At 66.9% G+C, this 24,550-nt stretch carries 23 protein-coding genes; 16 read left to right on the top strand and 7 right to left on the bottom strand.

All coding sequences use genetic code 11. The annotated features are described in order from the left end of the window. On the bottom strand, positions 1 to 218 hold a 218-nt coding region (locus BGN95_RS10955), incomplete at its 3' end, for a DNA polymerase III subunit chi (RefSeq protein ID WP_286772703.1). Next, positions 218 to 1,690 carry a leucyl aminopeptidase gene (locus BGN95_RS10950; RefSeq protein ID WP_286772611.1) on the bottom strand — a complete coding sequence of 491 codons (1,473 nt, stop codon included), beginning with the start codon at positions 1,688 to 1,690 and terminating at the stop codon, positions 218 to 220. The genes BGN95_RS10950 and BGN95_RS10955, both read right to left, overlap by 1 nt. Before the next feature lie 146 nt (positions 1,691 to 1,836). On the opposite strand from BGN95_RS10950, the gene BGN95_RS10945 reads away from it, so the two are divergent. The 4 genes from BGN95_RS10945 (at position 1,837) to rsmA (ending at position 7,428) form a co-directional block, all read left to right on the top strand. Beyond that, positions 1,837 to 4,110 (top strand): LPS-assembly protein LptD, encoded by a 2,274-nt coding sequence (locus BGN95_RS10945; RefSeq protein WP_286772610.1) that lies wholly within the window; start codon positions 1,837 to 1,839, stop codon positions 4,108 to 4,110. Positions 4,111 to 4,226: 116 nt separating this feature from the next. Then, on the top strand, positions 4,227 to 5,588 hold the full coding sequence (locus BGN95_RS10940) for a peptidylprolyl isomerase (protein ID WP_265268479.1): 1,362 nt from the start codon (positions 4,227 to 4,229) through the stop codon (positions 5,586 to 5,588). Positions 5,589 to 5,599: 11 nt separating this feature from the next. Continuing rightward, a complete protein-coding gene (gene pdxA / locus BGN95_RS10935; protein ID WP_265268478.1) occupies positions 5,600 to 6,595 on the top strand; it encodes a 4-hydroxythreonine-4-phosphate dehydrogenase PdxA in 996 nt (331 codons plus the stop codon). Then, complete coding sequence (rsmA, locus tag BGN95_RS10930; protein WP_265268477.1) at positions 6,592 to 7,428, top strand: 16S rRNA (adenine(1518)-N(6)/adenine(1519)-N(6))-dimethyltransferase RsmA; 837 nt, start codon at positions 6,592 to 6,594, stop codon at positions 7,426 to 7,428. The genes pdxA and rsmA overlap by 4 nt, the downstream gene beginning before the upstream one ends. Positions 7,429 to 7,453: 25 nt before the next feature. Here the strand turns inward: rsmA and BGN95_RS10925 are convergent, their stop codons facing one another. Genes BGN95_RS10925 through guaB form a run of 3 tightly spaced genes read right to left on the bottom strand, consistent with a single transcriptional unit; the run spans position 7,454 to position 10,622 of the window. Beyond that, complete coding sequence (locus BGN95_RS10925; protein ID WP_179511609.1) at positions 7,454 to 7,960, bottom strand: tetratricopeptide repeat protein; 507 nt, start codon at positions 7,958 to 7,960, stop codon at positions 7,454 to 7,456. Between the two features lie 32 nt (positions 7,961 to 7,992). After that, a complete protein-coding gene (locus BGN95_RS10920) occupies positions 7,993 to 9,168 on the bottom strand; it encodes an RsmB/NOP family class I SAM-dependent RNA methyltransferase (protein WP_286772609.1) in 1,176 nt (391 codons plus the stop codon). Further along, the gene (gene guaB / locus BGN95_RS10915; RefSeq protein WP_265268475.1) at positions 9,165 to 10,622 is read right to left on the bottom strand and encodes an IMP dehydrogenase; all 1,458 of its coding nucleotides are present in this window, start codon (positions 10,620 to 10,622) and stop codon (positions 9,165 to 9,167) included. The genes BGN95_RS10920 and guaB overlap by 4 nt, the downstream gene beginning before the upstream one ends. 184 nt (positions 10,623 to 10,806) lie before the next feature. Between guaB and BGN95_RS10910 the strand changes: the two genes are divergently transcribed. Both BGN95_RS10910 and BGN95_RS10905 read left to right on the top strand, forming a co-directional pair. Then, on the top strand, positions 10,807 to 11,805 hold the full coding sequence (locus BGN95_RS10910; RefSeq protein WP_265268474.1) for an SPFH domain-containing protein: 999 nt from the start codon (positions 10,807 to 10,809) through the stop codon (positions 11,803 to 11,805). Next, positions 11,805 to 12,272 carry an NfeD family protein gene (locus BGN95_RS10905; RefSeq protein ID WP_265312053.1) on the top strand — a complete coding sequence of 156 codons (468 nt, stop codon included), beginning with the start codon at positions 11,805 to 11,807 and terminating at the stop codon, positions 12,270 to 12,272. The genes BGN95_RS10910 and BGN95_RS10905 overlap by 1 nt, the downstream gene beginning before the upstream one ends. 106 nt (positions 12,273 to 12,378) lie before the next feature. Here the strand turns inward: BGN95_RS10905 and BGN95_RS10900 are convergent, their stop codons facing one another. Next, a complete protein-coding gene (locus tag BGN95_RS10900) occupies positions 12,379 to 12,714 on the bottom strand; it encodes a hypothetical protein (RefSeq protein WP_179511613.1) in 336 nt (111 codons plus the stop codon). Positions 12,715 to 12,783: 69 nt separating this feature from the next. Continuing rightward, complete coding sequence (locus tag BGN95_RS10895) at positions 12,784 to 14,394, bottom strand: phosphoenolpyruvate carboxykinase (RefSeq protein WP_284699408.1); 1,611 nt, start codon at positions 14,392 to 14,394, stop codon at positions 12,784 to 12,786. Positions 14,395 to 14,515: 121 nt separating this feature from the next. Between BGN95_RS10895 and BGN95_RS10890 the strand changes: the two genes are divergently transcribed. The 10 genes from BGN95_RS10890 to BGN95_RS10845 all read left to right on the top strand — a co-directional run bounded on the left by BGN95_RS10890 (position 14,516) and on the right by BGN95_RS10845 (position 24,511). Beyond that, positions 14,516 to 15,223, top strand: coding sequence for a response regulator transcription factor (locus BGN95_RS10890; RefSeq protein ID WP_179511615.1), 708 nt, complete (start codon positions 14,516 to 14,518; stop codon positions 15,221 to 15,223). Continuing rightward, on the top strand, positions 15,192 to 16,763 hold the full coding sequence (locus tag BGN95_RS10885) for a sensor histidine kinase (protein ID WP_286772608.1): 1,572 nt from the start codon (positions 15,192 to 15,194) through the stop codon (positions 16,761 to 16,763). The genes BGN95_RS10890 and BGN95_RS10885 overlap by 32 nt, the downstream gene beginning before the upstream one ends. Continuing rightward, entirely contained in the window at positions 16,760 to 17,179 is a 420-nt protein-coding gene (locus BGN95_RS10880; RefSeq protein ID WP_265268470.1) for an HPr kinase/phosphorylase, read from the top strand. The genes BGN95_RS10885 and BGN95_RS10880 overlap by 4 nt, the downstream gene beginning before the upstream one ends. Then, on the top strand, positions 17,176 to 18,090 hold the full coding sequence (rapZ, locus tag BGN95_RS10875) for an RNase adapter RapZ (protein WP_265268469.1): 915 nt from the start codon (positions 17,176 to 17,178) through the stop codon (positions 18,088 to 18,090). The genes BGN95_RS10880 and rapZ overlap by 4 nt, the downstream gene beginning before the upstream one ends. Next, complete coding sequence (locus tag BGN95_RS10870; protein WP_179511619.1) at positions 18,087 to 18,515, top strand: PTS sugar transporter subunit IIA; 429 nt, start codon at positions 18,087 to 18,089, stop codon at positions 18,513 to 18,515. The genes rapZ and BGN95_RS10870 overlap by 4 nt, the downstream gene beginning before the upstream one ends. Further along, positions 18,512 to 18,781: an HPr family phosphocarrier protein gene (locus tag BGN95_RS10865; protein ID WP_179511620.1), complete on the top strand. Its 270-nt coding sequence runs from the start codon at positions 18,512 to 18,514 to the stop codon at positions 18,779 to 18,781. Before BGN95_RS10870 ends, BGN95_RS10865 begins: the two co-directional genes overlap by 4 nt. Positions 18,782 to 18,917: 136 nt before the next feature. Beyond that, positions 18,918 to 19,718, top strand: a complete 801-nt coding sequence (locus BGN95_RS10860) for a TrmH family RNA methyltransferase (protein WP_286772607.1) — start codon at positions 18,918 to 18,920, stop codon at positions 19,716 to 19,718. Positions 19,719 to 19,762: 44 nt separating this feature from the next. Then, positions 19,763 to 20,617: an AAA family ATPase gene (locus BGN95_RS10855; RefSeq protein ID WP_179511622.1), complete on the top strand. Its 855-nt coding sequence runs from the start codon at positions 19,763 to 19,765 to the stop codon at positions 20,615 to 20,617. 157 nt (positions 20,618 to 20,774) lie between these two features. Next, a complete protein-coding gene (locus BGN95_RS10850; protein WP_284698832.1) occupies positions 20,775 to 21,335 on the top strand; it encodes a CHAP domain-containing protein in 561 nt (186 codons plus the stop codon). Positions 21,336 to 21,571: 236 nt separating this feature from the next. Next, positions 21,572 to 24,511 carry a TonB-dependent receptor plug domain-containing protein gene (locus BGN95_RS10845; RefSeq protein ID WP_265268466.1) on the top strand — a complete coding sequence of 980 codons (2,940 nt, stop codon included), beginning with the start codon at positions 21,572 to 21,574 and terminating at the stop codon, positions 24,509 to 24,511. Positions 24,512 to 24,550: the final 39 nt, after the last annotated feature.

The following is a 24,550-nucleotide window of genomic DNA, read 5'->3' as shown; positions in this document are numbered from 1 at the left end:
AGGATCGGCTGCGCGCTATCGTCCCCCGTCCCCGCCTGCGCATGCGGCAGGAAGCTGTCGGGGGTATAGCCCCACAGCAACCGGTCGAGCGCGACGCGCTGCGCCTCGCCCGCGGCGACGATCAGCAGCCGGTTGCCGGACGCCACCACCTTTTCGGCGATCTGCGGTAGCGCCCGGTCGAGCGGGGTAACGGTCAGGTGATAGAAATCGACCTGCATCAGCCCTCGAAATTCTCCGCGACGAAGCGATCGAGCACGCGCACGCCATAGCCGGTCGCGCCTTTGGCCCAGGTCGCGCCGTCCTTGTCGGCCCAGACCATCCCGGCGATGTCGAGATGCGCCCATTTCACGCCCTCGTCGACGAAGCGCTGGATGAACTGCGCGGCGGTGATCGAGCCGGCGCCGCGCGGGCCGACGTTCTTCATGTCGGCGATCGGGCTGTCGATCAGCTTGTTATAGGCGTCGCCGAGCGGGAAGCGCCACAATTGGTCGCCGCTCGCCTTGCCCGCAGCGAGCAATTGGTCGGCAAGCCCGTCGTCGTTGGCGAACAGCCCGCCATATTCGCTGCCGAGGCTGATGATCATCGCGCCCGTCAGCGTCGCGAGATCGACGATCGTTTTGACGTTGTGCGTTTTCTGCACCCAGGTGACGCAATCGCACAGCACCAGCCGCCCCTCCGCATCGGTGTTGATCACCTCGATCGTCTGGCCGGACATCGAGGTGACGACATCGCCGGGGCGCTGCGCATTGCCGTCGGGCATGTTCTCGACGAGCCCGCACACGCCGATGACATTGGCCTTCGCCTTGCGCAGCGCGAGCGTCTTCATTGCCCCCGCGACCGCGCCGGCGCCGCCCATGTCCCACTTCATGTCCTCCATGCCCGCGGCAGGCTTGATCGAGATGCCGCCGGTGTCGAAGGTCACGCCCTTGCCGACCAGCGCCAGCGCGGGATCGCCCGCCCCCGCGCCGTTCCAGCGCATCGCGAGCAGCCGCGGCGCGCGGCGCGAACCCTGCGCGACGCCCAGCAGCGCTCCCATGCCGAGCTTGTGCATCGCCGCTTCGTCAAGCACCTCGATCTCCAGCCCGAGCCCCGCGGTATCGGCGATCACGCGCTCGACGAAGCTTTCGGGATAGAGGATGTTGGCGGGCAGCGTGATGAGCGTGCGGGTCAGCGCCAGCCCCTGGGTCACTGCATCGCGCGTCGTCCATTCCGCCTCGGCGCCGTCGGGTGCGGCGGCGATCGTCACCGTCGTCAGCGTCGGCTTCTGCTTTTCGGGGAGCCTGGTGCGATATTCGTCGAAGCGCCAGCCGCGCTGCGCCGCGCCGGCCGCCAGCCGCGCCGCCGCAACCGCGGTCGCGCCGCTGCCGGCAAGGTCCACCGTCGCGTCGGTCGCGCCGGAGGTGAGGAGCTTCGCGGTCAGCGCGCCGCCCGCCCGTTCATAGGCCGCGTCGTCGCCGCTGCCGACGCCGAGCAGCAGGATGCGCGTCACCCCCTGCCCTTCGCCGACATAGGCCTCCGCCACCGTCCCGGCCTCGCCCTCGAAACGCTGCCCCGACGCGGCTGCGGCGAGCAGCGCACGCGCGCCCGCATCGACACCGGGCAGCGCGAGCGCCGCGACATCGTCTTTCTTGACGACGAAAGCGACGACCTCTGCCTCGGGAGCGCGCGACTGGGCGAATACGATCTTCATCTCAAACCATCCTTCGAAACGTCGTCCGGTCCCTGGGCGTTCCCGGCTCGACTGGCAAGACGTTGCAGCCTGCGCGTTGCGATGCGATAGGGCGAAGAAGCGCCGCCATGTCGGCCGCGCGGGCAAAATAGCGGGAATTGCGCGCGTTGCGTTTTGAGCTTCTGGCCTGTTGCGCCCTTCCTTTCGCTTTGGTGGCGGGCGCCGCCGGGGCGCAGGACCTGCAGGACCGCGCCGTCCAGCCCCCTTCGGCCGCGGGCGCGCCGCCCCCCGCCGCCGACGCGCCGAACCCGGACGATCAGATCCGCTTCAGCGCCGAGGCGCTGGAATATGATTACAACGCCGATATCGTCACCGCGACCGGCGACGTGCGCATGTTCCGCCAGGGCGAGCGGCTGCGCGCCGAGCGCGTGGTATGGAACCGCAAGACCGGGCAGGTCGTCGCCAACGGCAATGTCGCGATCACCAATCCGCGCGGCGACGTCGCTTATGGCGATTCGGTCGACCTGACCGATTCGCTGCGCGACGGCGTGGTGCACAACATGCTGGTGGTGCTCGATCAGGGTAGCCGCCTCGCCGCGACCGAGGGCACGCGGCACGACGACGGCTCGATCTCGATGAATCACGCCGCCTATACCGCCTGCTCGGTGACCGATTCGGATGGCTGCGCCAAGGAGCCGAGCTGGAAGATCACCGCGGTGCGCGTGCTTTACCGCCCCGATCGCGAGCGGGTCTATTACACCGGCGCGCGCATCCATGTGTTCGGCTTCGCCAGCGTGCCGCTGCCGAAACTCTCGCATCCGGTCGGCGCGACGCACACCAGCGGCCTGCTCAGCCCCAATCTCCGCCTCAGCGCGGTGAACGGGCTGGAGATCGTGCTGCCCTATTATTTCGATCTCGCGCCCAACCGCACGGTCACGATCACCCCGCATGTGTTCAGCGCGGTGCTGCCGATGCTGCAGGCCAATTATCAGCAGCTCGACAGCAACGGCGCGTTCAGCGTTTCGGGCTATGTCACCGCGAGCCGGCGCAGCGACGATATTTCCGCCGGGCCGGGCGCGCCGACCAGCATGGCGCTGCGCGGCTATCTGGAGGGCGCCGGCAAATTCCAGATCGACGAGAATTGGAGCGTTTCGGGCTCGCTGCGGCTCGTCACCGACCGTACGTTCCTGCGCCGCTATGATATTTCGAACGATGACCGGCTGCGCACGACGCTTTCGCTCGAACGGGTCGATCGCGACAGCTATTTCTCGCTCGCCGGCTGGGCGGTGCAGACGATGCGCGTCGGCGATTCCCAGGGCCTCCAGCCGGTCGCGCTGCCCGAGCTCGATTATCGCCGCCGGTTCACCGATCCGCTGCTCGGCGGGGTGATCCAGGCGCAGGTCAACACGCTCGCGATCGCGCGCACCAGCGGACAGGATACCCAGCGCGCCTTCGCCTCGTTGCGGTGGGACCTGCGCCGCATCACCACCTGGGGACAGGAGGTGACCTTCACCGCTTATTCGCGGCTCGACGCCTATAACACCAGCGACATCGCCGCGACGACGGTGCCGAGCTATCGCGGGCTGAGCGGTTTCCATACCCGCGGCATCGCGGCGATGGCGATCGACGTGCGCTGGCCGCTGGTCGGCCCGCTGTTCGGCGGCACGCAGCGCTTCACCCCGCGTTTCCAGATCGTCGCCTCGCCGCAGATCAACAACCTCGACGTGCCCAATGAGGATGCGCGCGCGGTCGATCTGGAGGATTCGAACCTCTTCGCGCTCAATCGCTTCTCGGGCTACGATCGCTGGGAGGATTCGAGCCGCGCGACCTATGGCGCGGAATGGGCACTCACCCTGCCGGGCTTCACGCTCTCCACAGTGGTCGGGCAGAGCTACCGCCTGTCCGACCGGCCCTCGATCCTCCCGCCGGGCACCGGGTTGAGCGACCGTTTCTCCGATATCGTCGGCCGCACCGAACTGCGCTTCCGCGATTTCGTGTCGATCATCCACCGCTATCGCGTCGACAAGGACAATTTCGCGGTCCGCCGCAACGAGATCGACACCACGATCGGGTCGCGATCGAATTACGTCATGATCGGCTATCTGCGGCTCAATCGTAACATCAGCTCGATCGAGGATCTGCAGGATCAGGAAGAATTGCGGCTCGGCGCGCGGATCAAATTCTCGCGCTTCTGGTCGGCATATGGATCGACCGTGATCGATCTGCGCAACAATAATAACACGAATACCTCCACGCCGATCACCACCACCACCGCCACCGGCGACAATTTCAACCCGGTCCGGCACCGGCTCGGGGTCACTTATGAGGATGATTGCCTCGCGATCGGCGCGACATGGAAGCGCGAATATCAGTCGACCGGCGACGCGCGCGCGGGCAACAGCTATCTTTTGACGTTGGCGTTCAAGAACCTCGGCTTCTAGCATCCAAACGCCGTCACGGCGTTGTCCTGACCGAGTTTGGACGCTAAGCCACGGTTCAGCGAAGCTGGTGCACACGCGCGTCGAGCGCGTTAGATGGGAATCCGAACAGAGTGATCATGCGACGGAACGGGGCGGTGCGGTATGGCCGCCTGATCGGTGCGGTACTGGCGATAGCCGCGGCGGGCGCCGCGATCGGGCAGCAGGCGACGGTTCAGGACCAGTCGATGCCCGACAATACCGGGCTGGATATCCCCGCCAATCTGCAGATTTTCGGCAAGCTCGATCCCAACGTCCGCAAGGCGACTGCGATCGTCAACGACTATGTGATCACCGGGACCGACGTCGACCAGCGGGTCGCGCTGATCATGGCGGCGAACAATATCAACCTGCAGGGCGAGGAATATGATCGCCTGCGGCTGCAGGTGCTGCGCCAACTGATCGACGAGGTGCTGGAGATCCAGCAGGCCAAGACCGCCGATGTGAAGATCGAACCTGCGGAAATCGACCAGAATTTCGCCCGCGTCGCGAAGAATTTCGGCAAGACGCCGACCGAATTCGCCGCCTTCCTGCGCGAACACGGCTCGTCCGAACGCTCGATTCGCCGCCAGATCGAGGCCGAAGCGGCGTGGAGCCGCTATCTGCGCCGTCGCGTCGAGCCGTTCGTCAACGTCGGCGATGTCGAGGTGAAGTCGATCCTCGCCCGGCTCGAAGCGGCCAAGGGGACGGAGGAGTTCCACCTCAACGAAATCTATCTGTCGGCCACCCCCGACCGGTCCGATCAGGTCTATGCCAATGCGCGCCAGCTGATCGACGAGATCCACAAGGGCAAGGCGCCGTTCGGCTATTTCGCGCGCAATTTCTCCGAGGCGTCGACGCGCGGCGTCAACGGCGATCTCGGCTGGGTGCGTGCATCGCAGCTGCCCGACGCGCTGGCGCAGGCCGCGAACCAGATGCAGATCGGGCAGGTCGCCGGGCCGGTTGCGGTGCCGGGCGGCTTTTCGGTCCTCTATCTGGTCGACAAGCGGCAGGTGCTCACTGCCGATCCGCGCGACGCGCGGCTCAGCCTGAAACAGATGACGATCAAATTCCCGGCGGGCACCACGCAGGCGCAGGCATCGGCGCGCACCGCCGAATTCGCCAACGTCACCCACACGCTGCAAGGCTGCGGCTCGGTGGAGAAAGTGGCGGCGCAGATCGGCGCCGAGGTGGTGGATAACGACACGATCCGCATCCGCGATCTCCCGGCGGCGCTGCAGCAGATCATGCTCCAGCTCCAGGTCGGTCAGGCCACCCCGCCGTTCGGCTCGCCGACCGACGGCGTCCGCACGCTCGTATTGTGCGGCCGCGACGAGGCGGCCAGCGCCCAGCTTCCCGGCGCGGAGCAGATCCAGAGCCAGCTCGAGCAGCAGCGCGTCAACCTGCGCGCGCAGCAGGCATTGCGCGACCTTCGGCGCGACGCCGTGGTCGAATATCGCTGAGGCACGAAACGGTGCTGCCGCTCGCGATCTCGATGGGCGATCCGGCCGGGATCGGCCCCGAGATCATCGCTAAGTCCTGGGACATGCGCGGTGAACGCGCGCTGCCCCCGTTCGTCGCGGTGGGCGATGCGCGCGCGATCGAGCGCGTGTGGCGCGGGCCGATTGCGCGGATCAGCGACCTTGCCGAGGTGCCGCGCGCTTTCGCCACCGCGCTGCCGGTGCTGACGGTGGAGGATGCTGGCGAGATCGAGCCCGGCGCGCCCGACGCGGACGGTGCACGCTGCGCGCTCCATTCGCTCGAACTGGCGGTCGGGCTCACCCGGTCGGGCGCCGCGAGCGCGCTGGTCACCGGGCCGGTCTCCAAGGCGCAGCTCTACGATATCGGCTTCACGCATCCCGGGCAGACCGAATTCGTCGCCGAGCGTTGCGGTATCGCCGGCGCCAATGCGGTGATGATGCTCGCCGGGCCAGGGCTGCGCGTCGTGCCGATCACCACGCATGTGCCGCTGGCGCGGGTCGCCTCCTTGCTGTCGATCGAGCTGATCGTCGCCAAGGCGCGAGTCACTGCGCGCGGGCTGCAGCGCAATTTCGGCATCGACAAGGCCCGCCTCGCCTTCGCCGGCTTCAACCCGCATGCCGGGGAAAGCGGCGCGATCGGGCGCGAGGAGATCGAGCTGATCGAGCCCGCGATCGCGATCCTGCGCGACGAGGGGATCGACGCCCAGGGGCCGTTCGCGGCGGATACTTTGTTCCACGCCCGCGCCCGCGCGCATTATGACGCGGCGCTCTGCTGCTATCATGATCAGGCACTGATCCCGTTGAAGACGCTGTTTTTCGACGAGGGGGTCAATATCACGCTCGGCCTGCCGCTCGTCCGCACCTCGCCCGATCACGGCACCGCATTCAACCTCGCCGGCAAGGATAAGGCCGAGCCGGGCGCGATGATCGCGGCGATCACGATGGCGGGAGAAGCGGCGGCGCACCGCGCGGCCTGCCTCGCCTTGTGAGCGATCTGCCGCCGCTGCGCGAGGTGATCGCGCGCCACGGCCTCTCCGCATCGAAGGCGCTGGGGCAGAATTTCCTGTTCGACGCGCAATTGCTCGCGCGGATCGCGGCGATCCCCGGCGATCTCGACGGCGCCGAGGTGCTGGAGGTCGGCCCCGGCCCCGGCGGGCTGACCCGCGCCTTGCTCGCCGCCGGCGCGCGGGTCACCGCGATCGAGCGCGATCGCCGCTGCCTCCCCGCGCTCGCCGAGCTGGGCGAGGTCTATCCCGATCGGCTCAAGGTGATCGAGGGCGATGCGCTGGAGATCGACGCGCGCGCCTTGTTCGACGGCGCGCCGCATATCGTCTCCAACCTGCCCTATAATGTCGGCACGGCGTTGTTCGTCGGCTGGCTTTCGGCCGATTGGGCGCCGTGGTGGCGATCGCTGACCTTGATGTTCCAGCGCGAAGTGGCGGATCGCATCGTCGCCGCGCCGGGCAATGACGCCTACGGCCGGCTCGCGGTGCTCGCGCAGTGGCGCTCGACCGCGCGGATCGCGATGCCGGTCCACCGCTCGGCGTTCACCCCGCCGCCCAAGGTGATGTCGGCGGTGGTGCATGTCGTGCCGGGCGAAGCACCCGCCGGGGTGGCGCTCAAGACGCTCGAACGGCTCACCGCCGCCGCCTTCGGCCAGCGGCGCAAGATGCTACGGCAGAGCCTGCGCGGCGTGACCGGCGCGCTCGACGCGCTGGAGGCGGAAGGAATCGACGCGACGCGACGCGCCGAAACGGTCAGCGTGGCGGAATTCGTCCGCCTCGCGCGGCGGCTGGACGCGGCCACCCCCCGTTCGGGCTGAGCTCGTCGAAGAACGGGAGGCTGGATCAGTCCTTCGCCGGGGTCGGCTTGGGCGGGACGGCCTGCGCGGTGGCGACCGGCGGCGGCCCCTTGGCGATCACCGCCGCCAGCGCATTGGCCTGCGCGCAATCGCTCTTGCAGAGCGTGCGCAGCTTGGCGAGATTCTCCTTGGCCCGCGCCATCGCGCCCTTGGCGACCAGCGCCTCGCCCTGCCCCTTGAGCGCCGTCTGATCGTTGGGCTCGAGCGTCAGCGCCTCGCGGTAGAAGCGGATCGCCTTGCCCGAAAGCCCGCGCGCTTCGGCCACCTCGGCGAGCACGATGAACGCCTGGCGGTTGCGCGGATCGACCGCCACCGCGCTTTCCAGCGCGTCATAAGCGCCGTCGAGATTACCCGCGGCCTTGGCCGCACGGCCCTGCGCGAGCAGCGCCATCGAGCGCGCGTCGATCTGATCGTCGGGGCGCTGGCCGTGGAGCGAGGTCGAGATCGAGACCAGCGCCAGCGAGGCGGCGATGGCGACGGACGAAAAACGCATGAACGGCTCCAGCTTCGGCACAACGCCGGGGGTTAGCATGGGGCGCTCAGCCGCGCGACAAAAAAGCCGTCGGTATCGTCATGCGCCGGGGTGAGCCGCACCCCGGCACCCCGCGCGCGGCCTGCCGGCAGCACCAGCGGCGCGGCATGCCAGCGCGGATGACGCGCGCGGAAAGCGTCGATCTGCTCCGCGCCTTCCTCGTCCAGCAGCGAGCAGACGACATAGACCAGCGCGCCATCGGGCTTGACCAGCCCGGCGCCGACCTGGAGCAGCCGCCGCTGCGTCTCGACCAGCCGCGCGAGCCGATCGGGGGTCAGCCGCCAGCGTGCTTCGGGGTTGCGCCGCCACGTGCCGGTGCCCGAGCAAGGCGCATCGATCAGCACCACGTCCGCCGCGCCGCGCCACTCGGTCAGCGCCTCGAACTCGCGGCCGGGATCGAGCAGCACCGGCTCGGCGATCGTCACCTCCGCCGCGTCGGCGCGCGGCTTGAGCTTGCCGAGCCGCGCGCGATCGGTGTCGGCGGCGATGATCCGCCCGGTGTTCTGCATCGCCGCGGCGAGCGCCAGCGTCTTGCCGCCTGCGCCGGCGCACAGGTCGATCACCGTCATCCCCGGCTCGGCGCGTGCCGCAGCCGAAACGATCTGGCTCCCGGCGTCCTGCACCTCGATGCGGCCGGCGAACGGCGCGACATCGCTGCCGGCCGGGAGCCGCAACGCATCGGGCAATCCCTCGATATGCGCCGCGCCGGGGATTTCCGCCTCGATCGCCTCGACCGTCGTCACCAGCCGGTTGACCCGCACGTCGAGCGGTGCGCGCGCAATCAGCGCGGCGATCTCCGTGTCGTTGAGGTCAGCCGCGTGCATCCGCTCGACCAGCCACGCCGGGGCGCTGCCCGCAACGGCGACCGGCTCGTCCTCCGCGATCGGTGCCGGGCCATGCGCCGACCCGTCGAACGCCGCGGCGAGCGCATTGTCATCACGCGCCAGCAACAGCAGCGCGGCCCGCCCGGTCGCCGGCGCCTCGCCGCACGCGCGGATCGCGGCGAACACCAGCTCGCGCACCGCGCGCCGATCCTTCGACCCGGCATAACGCCGCGTCGCGAAATAGCGCTGGACGATCGTGTCCGCCGCCGCCCCGCCCTCATGCGCGGCAGCGATGATCTGGTCGAGCAGCTCGATCGCCGCCTGAACGCGTGCGCCGGGGGTCATCGCGTCGGGTAGTTCGGCGCCTCGCGGGTGATCGTCACGTCGTGGACGTGGCTCTCCTTCAGCCCCGCGCCGGTGATCTGGACGAATTGCGCGCGGCGCTGGAGATCGGGGATCGTCGCCGAGCCGGTATAGCCCATCGCCGCCTTGATCCCGCCGACGAGCTGGTGGATCACGTCGCGCGCCGGCCCCTTATAGGCCACCTGCCCCTCGATCCCCTCAGGCACCAGCTTGAGCTGATCCTTGATATCGCCCTGGAAATAGCGATCGGCCGAGCCGCGGCCCATCGCGCCGACACTGCCCATCCCGCGATAGGATTTATAGGCACGGCCTTGATAAAGGAAGGTTTCGCCCGGCGCTTCCTCGGTCCCGGCGAGCAGCGAGCCGACCATGCAGGTCGAGGCGCCGGCGGCCAGCGCCTTGGCGAGATCGCCCGAGGTGCGCAGCCCCCCGTCGGCGATCACCGGCACCCCTTCCTTCGCCGCCGCCTCGGCACAATCCATCACCGCGGTGAGCTGCGGCACGCCGACCCCGGCGACGATCCGCGTGGTGCAGATCGACCCCGGCCCGATGCCGACCTTGATCCCGTCTGCGCCCGAACCGATCAGCGCGCGCGCCGCCTCGCCGGTCGCGACATTGCCCGCCACGACCTGGACCGAGTTGGAGAGTTTCTTGACCCGCTCGACCGCCAGCCCGACGTCGCGGTTGTGGCCATGCGCGGTGTCGATCACGATCAGGTCGCATTCGGCATCGACCAGCGCCTCGGTACGCGCGAACCCCTTATCGCCCACCGTCGTCGCCGCGGCGACACGCAGCCGGCCGGCGGCATCCTTGGTCGCATCGGGATAGGTGACGGCTTTCTCGATATCCTTGACCGTGATCAGCCCGACGCAGCGATAAGCGTCATCGACCACCAGCAGTTTCTCGATCCGCCGCTGGTGAAGCAGGCGGCGCGCCTCCTCCTGCCCGACGCCGATCTTCACCGTGGCGAGATTCTCGTGCGTCATCAGCTCGCTGACCGGCTGGCGCGGGTTTTCGGCGAACCGCACGTCGCGGTTGGTGAGGATGCCGACCAATTTGCCATTGGCCTCCACCACCGGGATGCCGCTGATGCGATGCTGGAGCATCAGCGCCTGCGCGTCGGCGAGCGGCGCATCGGGGGCGATCGTGATCGGGTTGACCACCATCCCGCTCTCGAAGCGCTTGACCTGGCGCACCGCGGCGACCTGCTCCTCGACCGTCAGGTTGCGGTGAAGCACCCCCAGCCCGCCGAGCTGCGCCATGACAATCGCCATGTCCGCTTCGGTGACGGTGTCCATCGCCGAGGAAAGGATCGGAATATTGAGCGCGATGCCACGCGTCACTTGGGTCCGGGTATCGGCGCCGCTCGGCAGCACGGCCGATTCGCCCGGCACCAGAAGGACATCGTCGAAAGTGAGACCGAGGCGGATGTCCATATGCGTGCCGAATCCTGCGTGCGTGGAGGAAGTGGCGGGCCATGTAACCGCACCGAGACGGTTTCGCTAGGGTGCAACGCGATCTGCGCCGACTCCCCTCGTCACCCCGTCTGTGGATCGCCCCTAGGCCGCGCTCCACCACATGATTATATGAAAACGAAACGCCTGAGAGGAAACCCGATATATGGCGACGACCGCCGCGCTCATGCTGCTCGCATTGGTGCTGTTCTACCTGATGACCAGCATCAAGATCGTCCGCCAAGGTTATCAATATACGATCGAACATTTCGGCCGCTACACCACCACCGCCGCGCCGGGGTTTAATTTCTACCCGGCGTTTTTCTATCGCGTCGGGCGGCGGGTGAATATGATGGAGCAGGTGATCGATATCCCGGGGCAGGAGATCATCACCAAGGACAATGCGATGATCTCCACCGACGGGGTGGTGTTCTTCCAGGTGCTCGATGCGGCCAAGGCGGCCTATGAGGTGAGCGATCTCTATGTTGCGCTGCTCAACCTCGTCACGACCAATTTGCGCACCGTGATGGGCGCGATGGACCTCGACGAAACCCTGTCGAAGCGCGACGAGATCAACGCCCGGCTGCTCTCGGTGGTCGATCACGCGACGACGCCCTGGGGGGTCAAGATCACCCGCGTCGAGATCAAGGACATCCGCCCGCCGCAGGATATCGTCAATGCGATGGCGCGGCAGATGAAGGCCGAGCGCGAGAAGCGCGCCAACATCCTCGACGCCGAGGGCGCGCGCGCCTCCGAAATCCTGCGCGCCGAGGGGCAGAAGCAGGCCCGCATCCTCGAAGCCGAGGGACGGCGGGAATCCGCCTTCCGCGATGCCGAGGCGCGCGAGCGCGCCGCCGAAGCCGAGGCGAAGGCGACCGAACTCGTCTCCGATGCGATCGAGAAGGGATCGAGCCAGTCGCTCAACTATTTCATCGCGCAGAAATATGTCGAGGCGGTCGGCAAGTTCGCCACCTCGACCAATGCCAAGACGATCCTGTTCCCGGTCGAGGCGACCCAGTTGATCGGCACGCTGGGCGGGATCGGTGAGCTGGCGCGCGATGCGCTGGGGCAGCAGGCCGCGCCGTCCGCGCCCGCGACGGGCGCACCTTCGCTGCCCGGCGAGCGTTCCGTTCCGCGCGTGAAAGGCACGCCCGAGCAAAAATGATGATCGATGATTTCGCGCATCACGCCGCGGCGGCCTGGGTCGTCGCGGCGGTCGCTCTGGGAATCGCCGAACTGGCGATCCCGGGGGTGTTCCTGATCTTCCTCGCGATCGCGGCGGCGATCACCGGGCTGGCGACCTTCGTGCTGCCCGATCTGCCACTGATCGTGCAGGGCGGCAGTTTCGCCGCGTGGAGCGTGGTTTCGGTGCTGATCGGGCGCCGCTGGTATCGCGACTATCCGGTCGAGACGAGCGATCCGCTGCTCAACGATCGCGCCGCACGCGTCGTCGGGGCGATCGTCGTGGTGGCGGAGCCGATCACCGGCGGCACCGGCCGCGCGGTGCTCGGCGACGGCACCTGGCCGGCGACCGGGCCCGACGCAGCGGCGGGGACGCATATGCGGATCGTCGCGGTCGAGAATGGCGTGCTGCGGCTGGAGCCTTTGGAGCAGAACCGGTCCGACCGATAAGCAACCACCCCGGCGAAGGCGGAAGCCCAGACTGGGTCCCCGCCTTGGGTCCCATCAAAGTATTACTTTGATGGGAGCCCTTCGCGGGGACACAGGGGGAGCCGGATCAGCGGCCGAACAGTTTCCCGGCCAGCCCGGACAGCAACCCGCCGGCGCCGCCCTCGCCTTCCGCGCCGCCGCCGCCGGCCGCGCCGATCATCTGCGCGAACTGGCCGAGCGAGCCTTCGCCGCCGATATGGCCGACGATCTGCTGGAGAATATCGGTGGGCAGCCCCGTGGTCTGCGCCGCGCCCTCGACGGTGTCACCCGGCTCGGTATGCGCCTGGCTCAGCGCGGCGATCGCCTGCTCGACCTGATCCTGCGGCAGCCCGACCTTGGTGGCCAGATTGGCGACGTCAACGTTCGAGCCGAGCTGGCTCAGGATGGTGTCGATAAGTCCCATAAGGTCTAACCCTCGCAAAATACCCCGGTGCCCCACTCTAGCAGTAGGGCAACCGGAGTGCGAGCGAGATCAGGCCGGCTGCGCAACCTTCGGCGCGGACTGGCGGACGCCATCGTCGACGTGATCGACGAATTGCGCGAAATTCTCGTTGAACAGGTCGACGAGCTTCGTCGCGGTCGCGTCATAATCGGCCGCATTGGGCCAGGTCGCGCGCGGATCGAGGATCGCCGCATCGACCCCCGGCACGCTCACCGGCACCGCGAAGCCGAAATTGGGATCGGTGCGGAATTCGGCGTTGTTGAGGCTGCCGTCGAGCGCGGCGTTGAGCAAGGCGCGGGTCGCCTTGATCGGCATGCGGCTGCCGACGCCATATTTGCCCCCGGTCCAGCCGGTGTTGACCAGCCAGCAATCGACCCCGCCCTTGGCGATCCGCTCCTTGAGCAGATTGCCGTAGACCGACGGGTGACGCGGCATGAATGGCGCACCGAAGCAGGTGGAGAAGGTCGCATCGGGCTCGGTCACGCCGATCTCGGTCCCCGCGACGCGCGCGGTATAGCCCGAGAGGAAGTGATACATCGCCTGATCCGGGGTCAACTTCGCGATCGGCGGCAGCACGCCATAAGCGTCCGCGGTCAGCATCACGATATTCTTGGGCACGCCGCCCATATTCTCCTTGGAGGCGTTGGGGATGAAATCGATCGGATAGGCGCCGCGGCTGTTCTCGGCGAGCGTCGCGTCGTCGAGATCGAGCGTCCGCGCCTCCGGATCCATCACCACATTCTCGAGCACGGTGCCGAAGCGCTTGGTGGTGGCGAAGATTTCCGGCTCGGCCTCTGCCGACAGGCGGATCATCTTGGCGTAGCAGCCGCCCTCGAAGTTGAACACCGCGGTATCCGACCAGCCGTGCTCGTCGTCGCCGATCAGCGTGCGGCTGGCATCGGCCGACAGCGTCGTCTTGCCGGTGCCCGACAGCCCGAAGAACACCGCGGTCGAGCCGTCGGCGCCCATATTGGCCGAGCAATGCATCGGCATCACGCCCTGCGGCGGGAGCAGATAGTTGAGCAGCCCGAACACCGATTTCTTCATCTCGCCGCCGTAGCGGGTGCCGCCGATCAGGATCAGCTTCTCGGTGAAATTGACCGCGATCACCGTCTCCGAACGCGTGCCGTGCCGCGCGGGATCGGCACGGAAGCTGGGCAGATCGATGATCGTGTAATCGGCCTCGAAGCCCTTGAGCTCATGCGCCTCGGGGCGGACGAGCATCGTGCGGATGAACAGATTGTGCCACGCCAACTCGTTGATGACGCGGACGCGGACGCGATATTGCGGCTGCGACCCGCCGTAGAGGTCCTGGACGAACAAATCCTTCTTCTCGCCCAGCGCGGCAAGGAAATCGGCCTTGAGCGCGGCGAAATGCGCCGGCTCCATCGCCTTGTTGCTCTTGCCCCACCACACCGTGTCGGCGGTTTCGGCATCCTTGACGATGAACTTGTCCTGCGCCGAGCGGCCGGTATGCGGCCCCGTCTCGACCACCAGCGGGCCGTCGGCGGCCAGACGGCCCTCGCCACGCGCCACCGCGGTTTCCACCAGCTGCGCGGTCACCAGATTCCAGTGCAACGTCGCGCGCGTCTCAATTCCCTGCGCCTCGAGGCCCGAAGCCGGAATACGATCGCTCACCATTCTTCCCCTAAAAACCTAAGGACTTCCCTTTCAGGGCACTCATTTCGCATAGGATCAGCGCTTGCCCGCGTCAAACGATGCGGCATTGAGCCTGTTCCGTGTTTGGACTAGTCGATGACACATGACGGCAACGATCGCGCTCGTCGACGACGACCGGAACATTCTGACCTCGGTCTCGATCGCGCTTCAGACGGAGGGCTTCCTCACCCGTGTCTATTCGGACGGGGAGACCGCGCTCAAGGCATTGATCGAGAACCCGCCCGATCTCGCCATCTTCGATATCAAGATGCCGCGGATGGACGGGCTGGAGCTGCTGCGCCGGCTCCGCGAGAAGAGCCAGATTCCCGTTATCTTCCTGACAAGTAAGGACGATGAGCTGGACGAGGCGCTCGGCCTCGCGATGGGCGCGGACGATTATATCGCCAAACCGTTCAGCCAGCGCCTGCTGATCGCGCGCATCCGTGCGATCCTGCGCCGCGCCGAACTGGCGCAGGCGCCCGAAGGTGCCGAGGCGGAGGAGGCGCAGGGGCCGTTGGAACGTGGCCGGCTGGTGATGGATCCGGCGCGCCACCGCGTTACCTGGGCGGGCAATCCGGTGACGCTCACCGTCACCGAATTCTTGATCCTTGAGACTCTGGCCCAGCGGCCGGGGATCGTGCGCACCCGCAATCAGCTGATGGATGCCGCCTATCAGGACGACATTTACGTCGACGACCGCACGATCGATTCGCACATCAAGCGCGTCCGGCGGAAATTCCGCGAGGTCGATTCCGAATTCGATGCGATAGAGACGCTCTATGGCGCCGGATATCGTTTCTCCGAGGAATGAGGGCAGCGATCTAGCGCTGCGTTGGTCCGGCCGGGTTTCGCTGACCCGCCGGATTCTTGCGGTGAATATCTTCGCGCTGCTGCTGCTGGCGGGGGGATTCTTCTACCTCGACTCGTATCGCGCCCGCATCGTCGACAATCGCACCGAACAGGCGATGCGCGAGGCGCGACTCATCGCCGAGGCGCTCCAGACGGTCACTCCCGATCTGCGCAACCCGCTGATCGAGCAGCTCGCGCGCGATACGGGCACGCGCATCCGGCTCTACGGCCCCGACGGCAAATTGATCGTCGACAGCCGCGCGCTCGGCCGGCACAACTTCCAGCTCCACGATCCCGACAAGGACGGCCGCGGGCAAGAGATCGCGCGGCTGCTCGATGCCGGGATCGATACGGTGGTCGGCGCCGTCCGCCCGCCGCTTTATCGCGAGCGCAGCAACGGCCGCGACTGGCCCGATGTGCTCACCGCGCAATCGGGGCATGCCGCCGCGACCGTGTGGCGCGCGCCCGATCGCACACCGGTGATCACCGCCGCCGCGCCGCTGCTCGACGGGGTAGCGGTGCTCACCGCGGTCAATGCGCGCGACATTACCCAGACGGTGCGGATCGAGCGCTATCGGCTCAGCCTCGTGCTGCTGACAGTGACGATCGTCTCGATCCTGCTCTCGCTGTTCCTCGCGCGGACGATCGTGCGGCCGTTGCGGCGGCTGGCGCGCGCGGCGGTGCGCGTCCGGCTCGGCCGCGCGCGCGAGGTGGTCGTGCCGCGGCTTCCGGCGCGCAAGGACGAGATCGGGATGCTCGCACGCGCCTTGTCCGACATGAGCCTCGCGCTGCGCGCGCGGATCGACGCGACCGAGGCGTTCGCCGCCGATGTCACCCACGAGCTCAAGAACCCGCTCGCCTCGCTGCGGTCGGCGGTCGACGGGCTCGGCCACGTCAAAGATCCCATGTTGCAGGAGCGTCTGCTGGCGATCGTCCGCGACGACGTGCATCGGCTCGACCGCCTGATCAGCGACATCTCCGAAGCATCGCGGCTCGACGCCCAGCTGAGCCGTGCCAAATTCGAGCCGGTCGATATCGGCGCGATGATCGACGGGATGATCACCCAGCGCCGCGAACGCGGGATCGAGCGCGATGTCCGCATCCATTTCGACCGCATCCAGGGCGAATCGCTGATCGCCGCGGGCGAAGGCGCGCGGCTGGAGCGCGTATTCGAGAATCTGATCGACAACGCCCTGTCCTTCTCCCCCGACGGCGGGCTGATCGCGATCGCGGCGCATCCGATCGACGGGATGCTCGAGGTACGGGTCGAGGACGAAGGCCCCGGCGTGCCGGAGGATGCGCGCGAGGCGATCTTCCGCCGCTTCCAGTCGATCCGCCCGCAGGACGAGGCGTTCGGCCAGCATTCGGGGCTGGGCCTGGCGATCGCGCGAACGATCGTCGAGGCGCATTCGGGCACGATCAGCGTCCAGGCGCGCGAGGACCGGCTGAGCGGCGCGCGTTTCGTCGTCCGCCTCCCGCTCGCCTTTGGCGCGAAACGATGAGCGGCCGCGAAACCGTCCACGCGTCGACGGTGGCGATCGCCGGGCGCGCGGTGCTGCTGATGGGGCCGTCGGGGGCGGGCAAGTCCGATCTGGCGCTGCGGCTGATCGATCGCGGCGCGATGCTGGTGTCGGACGATTATACCGACGTGACCCCCACCCCCGACGAACTGATCGCCACCCCGCCGGCGACGATCGCCGGGCAGATCGAGGTGCGCGGGCTCGGCATCGTCGACCTGCCGCACCTCGCCGCCGCCCCGGTCGCGCTCGTCGTTTTGCTCGACGTGCCGGTCGAGCGGATGCCGGAGCCGCGCACCCATGTCCTCGCCGGTCGCGCGGTTCCGGCTATCGCGCTCGACCCGTTCGAGCTATCGGCCGCGATCAAGGTCGAACTCGCCATGCGCCGGATAGAAATGTGAACCCCCCTCCCGAGATTCTGCTCGTCACCGGCATGTCCGGCGCCGGCAAGTCCACCGTGCTCAAAACGCTCGAAGATCTCGGCTGGGAGGTGGTCGACAATCTGCCGCTCTCGCTGCTCGACCGGCTGCTCAACGCGCTGCCGCCCGAGGGGAGCGAGGGCATGGCGCGCCCGCTCGCGCTAGGCATCGGCGCACGGACACGCGATTTCGACGCCGATCAGGTGGTGGCGCAGGTCGAGCGGCTCCGCGCCAAGGGCCGGTTCGAGATCGGCACCTTGTTCCTCGAATGCGATTCGGACGAACTGGCGCGGCGCTACGACGAAACGCGGCGTCGTCACCCGCTGGCGCAGGATCGCCCGGCGCGCGACGGGATCGAGCGCGAGCGCGAACTGCTCGCCCCGCTCAAGCGCTGGGCCAATCGGCTGATCGACACCAGCCGATTCAATTCGCACGCGCTCGCGCAGCAGATTCGCGCGGCTTTCTCGCGCGGGGGGCTGGGCGAGACGATCCTCTCGGTGGTGTCGTTCGGCTTCGCGCGCGGGCTGCCGAGCGACGCCGATCTGGTGTTCGACATGCGTTTCCTGCGCAATCCGCATTGGGATCCGGCGCTGCGCCCCGGCACCGGGCTCGACCCCGATGTCGCCGCTTATGTGGCGAGCGATCCGGCCTATGCCGATGCCGTGGGGCGGATAGAGGAATTGTTGCTGCTGCTCGTCCCCCGTTACATTGCGGAGGGGAAATCCTATGTAACCATCGCATTTGGTTGTACCGGCGGGAGACACCGTTCGGTCCATGTCGCGGAGCGGGTCGCAGGGCGGTTGCGTAATGCGGGATTTTCGCCCACGGTCGCCCATCGTGACCTCGCGGCAGCGCCGCAGGATGCGCTTGAAGGACAGCCGATCGGGCAATGAACGACCTTAGTAAGCAATTAATCGGCCTGGTGCTTGTAACGCACGGGCGCCTTGCGGATGAATTCGTCACCGCGATGGAACATGTCGTCGGGCCGCAGAAGCAGGTGCGGACCGTCGCCATCGGGCCCGATGACGATATGGAGGCGCGTCGCGCCGATATCCGTGCGGCGATCGCGGCGGTCGACGGCGGCCGCGGCGTGATCGTGCTGACCGATCTGTTCGGCGGCACCCCGTCCAACCTCGCCATCTCGCTGATGGAGCGTGGCCGGGTCGAGGTGATCGCGGGGATCAACCTGCCGATGCTGATCCGGCTCGAATCCGCGCGCAAGGCGATGACGGTGGTGGCCGCGGTCGCCGCCGCGCGCGAGGCGGGGCGGAAATATATCTCGGTCGCCTCGGAAGTGCTCGGCGAGGCCGCTGCGTGACGGTTTCGCGCGAGGTACAGATCACCAACCGGCGCGGCCTCCACGCCCGCGCCAGCGCGAAATTCGTTACCCTCGCCTCGACCCAGCCGATCCAGGTGCAGGTCGCCAAGGGCGCGTCGAGCGTCACCGGGACGTCGATCATGGGGCTGATGATGCTCGGCGCGGCGATGGGCGACACGATCGTGATCAGCGCGGCCGGCGACGGCGCCGAACAGGTGGTCGCGGCGATGTGCGATCTCGTCGAGGCCAAGTTCGGCGAGGATTGAGGCGTCGTGCGAAAAATCGGAACCGCTGACGTTTCCACCCCGGCGAAGGCCGGGGTCCAGCTACGACCGGCCCGATGCTGGACCCCGGCCTTCGCCGGGGCGGATCATATTTCGGGCAAGGCGTGCTAGGCTCCTGATGCCCCGCCAGATCACCGCTTATTCCAACCCGCTGGTGAAGCATGTCCGCGATCTGCGCGACAAGCGCCACCGCCGCGAATCGCGCCAGTTCCTCGCCGAAGGGCTGCGCATCCTCACCGAAGCACATGAAACCGGGCGCATCCCGCGGCTGCTGTTCTTCGCCGCCGCGAGCGCGCACCACCCGTTGGTCGAGCGACTGATCGCAGCGGTCGAGGGCGCGGGCGGCGAGGCGATCGAGACTACGCCGGATATCCTCTCGAAACTCTCCGGCAAGGATAATCCGCAGGCGGTGGTCGGGGTGTTCGACGAATTCGCCACCCCGCTCGACGCGCTCGATCGATCGAAGGCCGGGATCTGGCTGGTCGCCGAGCGGCTGCGCGATCCGGGCAATCTCGGGACGATCCTGCGGACCGGCGATGCGGTCGGCGCGGGCGGGCTGATCCTGATCGGCGATTGCGTCGATCCCTTTTCGGTCGAGGCGGTGCGCGCGAGCATGGGCGCGCTGTTCACCGTCCCCGTCGTGCGCAGCGACTGGGACGCCTTCCTCGCCTGGCTGCGCACCGGGCCGGGCACATTGGTCGGGCTCAGCCTCCAGACCGAGCATGATTATCGCGAGCCCGCCTACCCTGCCCCCACCTTCCTGCTCACCGGCAACGAGGCGCAAGGGCTGCCCGAGGACTACGAGGCGGCATGCGACCTTTTGGTAAAACTGCCGATGCTCGGCAAGGCCGACAGTCTCAACGCCGCCGTCGCGACCGCGGTGATGGCCTATCAGGTGCTTGCCAGCCAGCGCGGATAGCCGCTATCGCCATACCGGGTTTTGGAAAAGTACGGGATGAGGGCATGAAGCGCTTCGAGGGCACGCAGAGCTATGTCGCGACCGAGGATCTGAAGGTCGCGGTCAACGCCGCGGTGATGCTCCGTCGCCCGCTGCTGGTGAAGGGCGAGCCCGGCACCGGCAAGACCGTACTCGCTTATGAGATCGCCAAAGCGACCGGCGCGCCGCTGATCGAGTGGAACGTCAAGTCGACCACCAAGGCGCAGCAAGGCCTCTACGAATATGACGCGGTCGCGCGGCTGCGCGACGGCCAACTCGGCGACGAGCGCGTCCACGACATTTCCAACTATATCCGCAAGGGCAAATTGTGGGAGGCGTTCACCTCGCCGCAGCTTCCCGTTCTGCTGATCGACGAGATCGACAAGGCCGATATCGAATTCCCCAACGATCTGTTGCAGGAACTCGATCGGATGGAATTCCACGTTTACGAAACGAAGGAAACGATCCACGCCGCCGAACGCCCGATCGTCGTCATCACCTCGAACAACGAGAAGGAATTGCCCGACGCGTTCCTGCGCCGCTGCTTCTTCCATTATATCAAATTCCCCGATCGCGAGACGATGCAGGCGATCGTCGACGTCCACTTCCCCGGCATCCAGAAAATGCTCGTCTCGCGCGCGATGGATATCTTCTACGAGGTGCGTGAAGTGCCCGGCCTCAAGAAGAAACCGTCGACCAGCGAATTGCTCGACTGGCTCAAGCTGCTGCTCCACGAAGACATGCCGCTCGACGTGCTGCAGAACCGCGATCCGACCAAGGCGATCCCGCCGCTCCACGGCGCGCTGCTCAAGAACGAGCAGGACGTGATGCTGTTCGAACGGCTGGCGTTCATGGCCAAGCGACAGGCCAACCGGCCGTAGCGCAACGATCGTCATCCGGCCTTGAGCCGGGGTCCATCAAGAGGTTGTGACGCTTGACGAATCCCGGCTCAAGGCCGGGATGACGATGTGCTAACCAATTGTTAGTCATTTCCGGCAACCATTCCCTGACGAGTTCGCGTTGAGGGGCGGTGTCGTGTTGAAACGTTTCGCCATTGGGGTCGCCGGCGTGGCGGCGCTGTTCGGCGTCGCGCCGGCCAGCGCGGGGTCGCTGCTCGATTATGTCGGGCAATGCGTGCCGTTCGCGCGCGCCGCCTCCGGCATCCAGATTTACGGCGATGCCTGGACGTGGTGGGATCAGGCCGACGGCAAATATCCGCGCGGTCATGTCCCGCGGGTCGGCGCAGTGATCGCCTTCGCCAAACAGTCGCGCCTGCCGCTCGGGCATGTCGCGGTGGTCAGCCGGATCGTCGAGAAGCGCGTGCTGATGCTCACCCACGCCAATTGGTCGCGCGTCAACGGCGCGCGCGGCCATGCCGAACAGGATGTCACCTTGTACGACGTCTCGCCGCGCAACGACTGGAGCGAGGTGAAGGTCTGGTATCGCGATTCGGACGGACTGGGCGGGACGATCTACGACGTGAACGGCTTCATCTACGCCCCCGGCCGCCCCTCCCCCGAGCTGACCGCGCACAATCCGGACTATGTCGGCGCGCTGATCGACGCTTATGTGCCCGATGCGGGACACGAGGCGCGCTAAACGCGCTCTTGCAACAATATTGCTATTCTGAAACATGGGCATAGCGCACCCGTGCGCGATGCCGCGCGGCGAAATCCGGCAATAATCTTGTCGTATTGTAACATTAAGGCCACATTGGTCCCATAAAATTACAAGATTGAAATAATTGGATTGTCGATAGCCCCGCTTGCCGCGAGAGACCGCGTACCCGCGCGTTCTCACAATCCCATAATCGCGCGGGCATGAGGGGGAAATCGATGAGACTACGTATCGATATCATGCGATCGAGCGCGCTTGGCGTTCTTGCGCTCAGCCTTGGTACTATCGCCGCGACGCAGGCCGTGGCGCAGGAAGCGCCGCAGACTCCGGAAAAGACCGCCGCAGCCGACACCGCCGAAGTGGTCGTCACCGGCTCGCGCATCGTGCGCCCGGATCTGGCGAGCTCCAGCCCGGTCAGCGTCATCTCCGCCAAGGACATCCAGCTCCGTCAGCCCGCCACCGCCGAAGAATTGCTGCGCGACATGCCGGCGCTTCGTCCGAACATCGGCCCGGGCGTGAATAACGGCGGCGACGGTTCGGCGACGCTCGAACTGCGCGGCATCGGCGCGAACCGCACGCTGGTGCTGCTCGACGGCCGCCGCCTGGTGCCGTTCGGCCTCGACGGCCTCACCGACACCAACAACATCCCGGTCGCGCTGATCGAGCGCGTCGATACGCTGACGGGCGGCGCATCGTCGACCTATGGCGCGGACGCGGTCGCCGGCGTGGTGAACTTCATCACCAAGCGCGATTTCAAGGGCCTCACCGCCACCGCCAACTATCGCTTCTCCGAAAAGGGCGATGCCACCCGCTTCAAGGCGGACGTCGTGGTCGGCGCGTCGTTTGACGACGATCGCGGCAATGTCGTGCTGAGCGTCGGCTACACCAAGGCCGATCCGCTGCTCACCACCGCGCGCAGCATCGGCGCCTATCCGATCAGCTCGGTCACCGGCCAGTTCTCGGGCGCGACCGCCGCGCAGGTCACGATCTTCGGCGCGCCGAGCAACGCGAAGCTCGGCATTCCGGCGAGCTCGTTCGGCGCCGTGGTCAACCCGACCACCGGCCTGCTTCAGCCCGCCACCGCGTCGGATACGTTCAACTCGAACATCGGCACCTATTTCCAGACGCCGCTCGATCGCATCAACGTCTATGCGTCGGGCCGCTACGAGATCAGCGACGGCATCGAGTTCTACTCGACCGCGATGTTCAACCGGAACAAGGTCCGTCTGCAGCTCGCCTCGTCGGGCACGTTCGGCAACACCTATCAGCTCGCGCTGAACAACCCGTATCTGCCCGCGGGCATCCTCGGTCAGCTTTGCTCGGCGTCGGGCATTTCGGCGACCGATTGCGCCACCGCAGCGGCGGTTCAGGGTGGTCCGGGCACCGCCGGCTATCGCGAGATCCCGGTCGTGGCCCAGCGCCGCATCACCGAGATGGGCGCGCGCGGCAACCCGATCGAATCGCAGATGTTCCAGGTGATGGGCGGCTTCCGCGGCTCGATCATCGATTCGCTGCGCTATGACGTGTCGGCGCAATATGGCGAAACGACGCAGAACCAGACCCGCGAACATTGGGGCTCGTTCAGCAAGGTCCAGCAGGCGCTGCGCGCCTACAAGGACAAGAACGGCAACTTCGTCTGCGCCGATCCGAGCAACGGCTGCGTCCCGCTCAACCTGTTCGGCCCGAACGGCAGCATCACCCCGCAGCAGGTGGCGTTCATCGATCTGAGCGCGCTGATCAACCGCAAGGTCCAGCAGACCGTCATCACCGGCACGATCACCGGCGACCTGTTCACCGTGCCGCTCGCCGACCACAAGATCGGCTTCGCGATCGGCGGCGAATATCGCAAGATCTCCGCCCGCAGCATGCCGGACAGCGCGTCGCAGATCCAGGGCGAGGTGCTCGGCACCGGCGCGCGGACCCCGCCGGACTTCGGTCAGTACAGCGTCAAGGAAGTGTACGGCGAAATCAACGCGCCGCTGATCGAGGACAAGCCGTTCTTCTATCGCCTCGGCGTTGAAGCGGGCATCCGCTATTCCGATTATACCACGACGGGCGGCAGCACGACGTGGAAGGTCGGCGGCACCTGGGAGCCCTACCAGGGCTTCAAGTTCCGCGGCACCTATTCGGTCGCGGTGCGCTCGCCGAACATCCAGGAACTGTACCAGTCGCCGGTGCAGAGCCTCGGCAACCTCACGATCGATCCGTGCGTGGGCAACGTGACGGGCGGTCTCGCGGCGCTCTGCGTTGCGACGGGCGCGCCGGCATCGACGATCGGGCAGATTCCGAGCCCGACCTCGAACCAGATCAACAACACCACCTCGGGCAACCGCAACCTGAACGTGGAGCGCGCGCGCACCTATACGTTCGGCACCGCGCTGACCCCGTCGTTCCTGCCGGGCTTCTCGCTGACCGTGGATTATTTCCACATCAAGATCCGCGACGCGATCACCCAGCCGGCACAGGCGGACATCCTGAACGGCTGCTATTCGGCGGCGCTCAACCCGGGCTTCAGCTATAACGCCTTCTGCCAGCTCATTAAGCGTAACCCGCTGACCGGCTCGCTGAACGGCGCGGGCGAAACCCCGGGCGTGATCCTGACCTACTCCAACCTCGGCGTCATCGAGACGGCGGGCTGGGACTTCGGGGTCAACCAGCGCCTGCGGATGGACGATCTCGGCGTCAACGTCCCCGGCAACCTGACGTTCAGCATGAACGGCACGCTGCTGAACTATTATCGCTTCCAGGCGACGCCGAACTCGATCAACCGCAACTGCACCGCTTATTACAGCTCGGGCGGCTGCACCAATCCGCGCGCCAAGTGGCGTTGGGTTGGCCGTCTCGGCTACGGCACCGAGAATTTCGACGTGTCGTTGCTCTGGACCCATGTCGGCAGCGTGTCGCTTGAGCCGGGCGTGACGGGTATCCGTCCGGAGTTCAGCCGCATTCCGGCGTACAATTATTTCGATCTGGCCACCCGCGTGAGCCCGACCGAAAATCTGGAACTGTCGCTGACGGTCAACAACCTGTTCAACAAGCAGCCGCCGCTCGTCGGCAACGGCGTTGGCGGGACGACCTTCAACGGCGGCAACACCTTCCCGACCATCTACGACGTGATCGGGCGGTCGTTCACCGTCGGTGCGCGCCTGAAGTTCTGACAAGCGCCACAGCGATAAACTTCATCGGGGGCGTCGCGA

It is taken from the genome of Sphingomonas sp. 66-10 (genome assembly GCF_001897045.1).
GTDB classification, from domain to species: Bacteria; Pseudomonadota; Alphaproteobacteria; order Sphingomonadales; family Sphingomonadaceae; genus Sphingomonas; species Sphingomonas lycopersici.
Note: the sequence above shows the minus strand (reverse complement) of the source record. Positions and strands in the feature narration are given on the sequence as shown.

What these genes read in the sequence shown, in the direction of transcription:
- BGN95_RS10920 (WP_286772609.1), bottom strand. Translation starts at nt 9,168, where the DNA reads ATGACCCCCGGCGCACGCGTTCAGGCGGCGATCGAGCTGCTCGACCAG.
- BGN95_RS10940 (WP_265268479.1), top strand. Translation starts at nt 4,227, where the DNA reads ATGCGACGGAACGGGGCGGTGCGGTATGGCCGCCTGATCGGTGCGGTA.
- BGN95_RS10895 (WP_284699408.1), bottom strand. Translation starts at nt 14,394, where the DNA reads ATGGTGAGCGATCGTATTCCGGCTTCGGGCCTCGAGGCGCAGGGAATT.
- BGN95_RS10900 (WP_179511613.1), bottom strand. Translation starts at nt 12,714, where the DNA reads ATGGGACTTATCGACACCATCCTGAGCCAGCTCGGCTCGAACGTTGAC.
- BGN95_RS10860 (WP_286772607.1), top strand. Translation starts at nt 18,918, where the DNA reads ATGCCCCGCCAGATCACCGCTTATTCCAACCCGCTGGTGAAGCATGTC.
- BGN95_RS10845 (WP_265268466.1), top strand. Translation starts at nt 21,572, where the DNA reads ATGAGACTACGTATCGATATCATGCGATCGAGCGCGCTTGGCGTTCTT.
- BGN95_RS10870 (WP_179511619.1), top strand. Translation starts at nt 18,087, where the DNA reads ATGAACGACCTTAGTAAGCAATTAATCGGCCTGGTGCTTGTAACGCAC.
- BGN95_RS10905 (WP_265312053.1), top strand. Translation starts at nt 11,805, where the DNA reads ATGATCGATGATTTCGCGCATCACGCCGCGGCGGCCTGGGTCGTCGCG.
- BGN95_RS10890 (WP_179511615.1), top strand. Translation starts at nt 14,516, where the DNA reads ATGACGGCAACGATCGCGCTCGTCGACGACGACCGGAACATTCTGACC.
- BGN95_RS10910 (WP_265268474.1), top strand. Translation starts at nt 10,807, where the DNA reads ATGGCGACGACCGCCGCGCTCATGCTGCTCGCATTGGTGCTGTTCTAC.
- BGN95_RS10855 (WP_179511622.1), top strand. Translation starts at nt 19,763, where the DNA reads ATGAAGCGCTTCGAGGGCACGCAGAGCTATGTCGCGACCGAGGATCTG.
- BGN95_RS10950 (WP_286772611.1), bottom strand. Translation starts at nt 1,690, where the DNA reads ATGAAGATCGTATTCGCCCAGTCGCGCGCTCCCGAGGCAGAGGTCGTC.
- guaB (WP_265268475.1), bottom strand. Translation starts at nt 10,622, where the DNA reads ATGGACATCCGCCTCGGTCTCACTTTCGACGATGTCCTTCTGGTGCCG.
- BGN95_RS10925 (WP_179511609.1), bottom strand. Translation starts at nt 7,960, where the DNA reads ATGCGTTTTTCGTCCGTCGCCATCGCCGCCTCGCTGGCGCTGGTCTCG.
- BGN95_RS10885 (WP_286772608.1), top strand. Translation starts at nt 15,192, where the DNA reads ATGGCGCCGGATATCGTTTCTCCGAGGAATGAGGGCAGCGATCTAGCG.
- BGN95_RS10880 (WP_265268470.1), top strand. Translation starts at nt 16,760, where the DNA reads ATGAGCGGCCGCGAAACCGTCCACGCGTCGACGGTGGCGATCGCCGGG.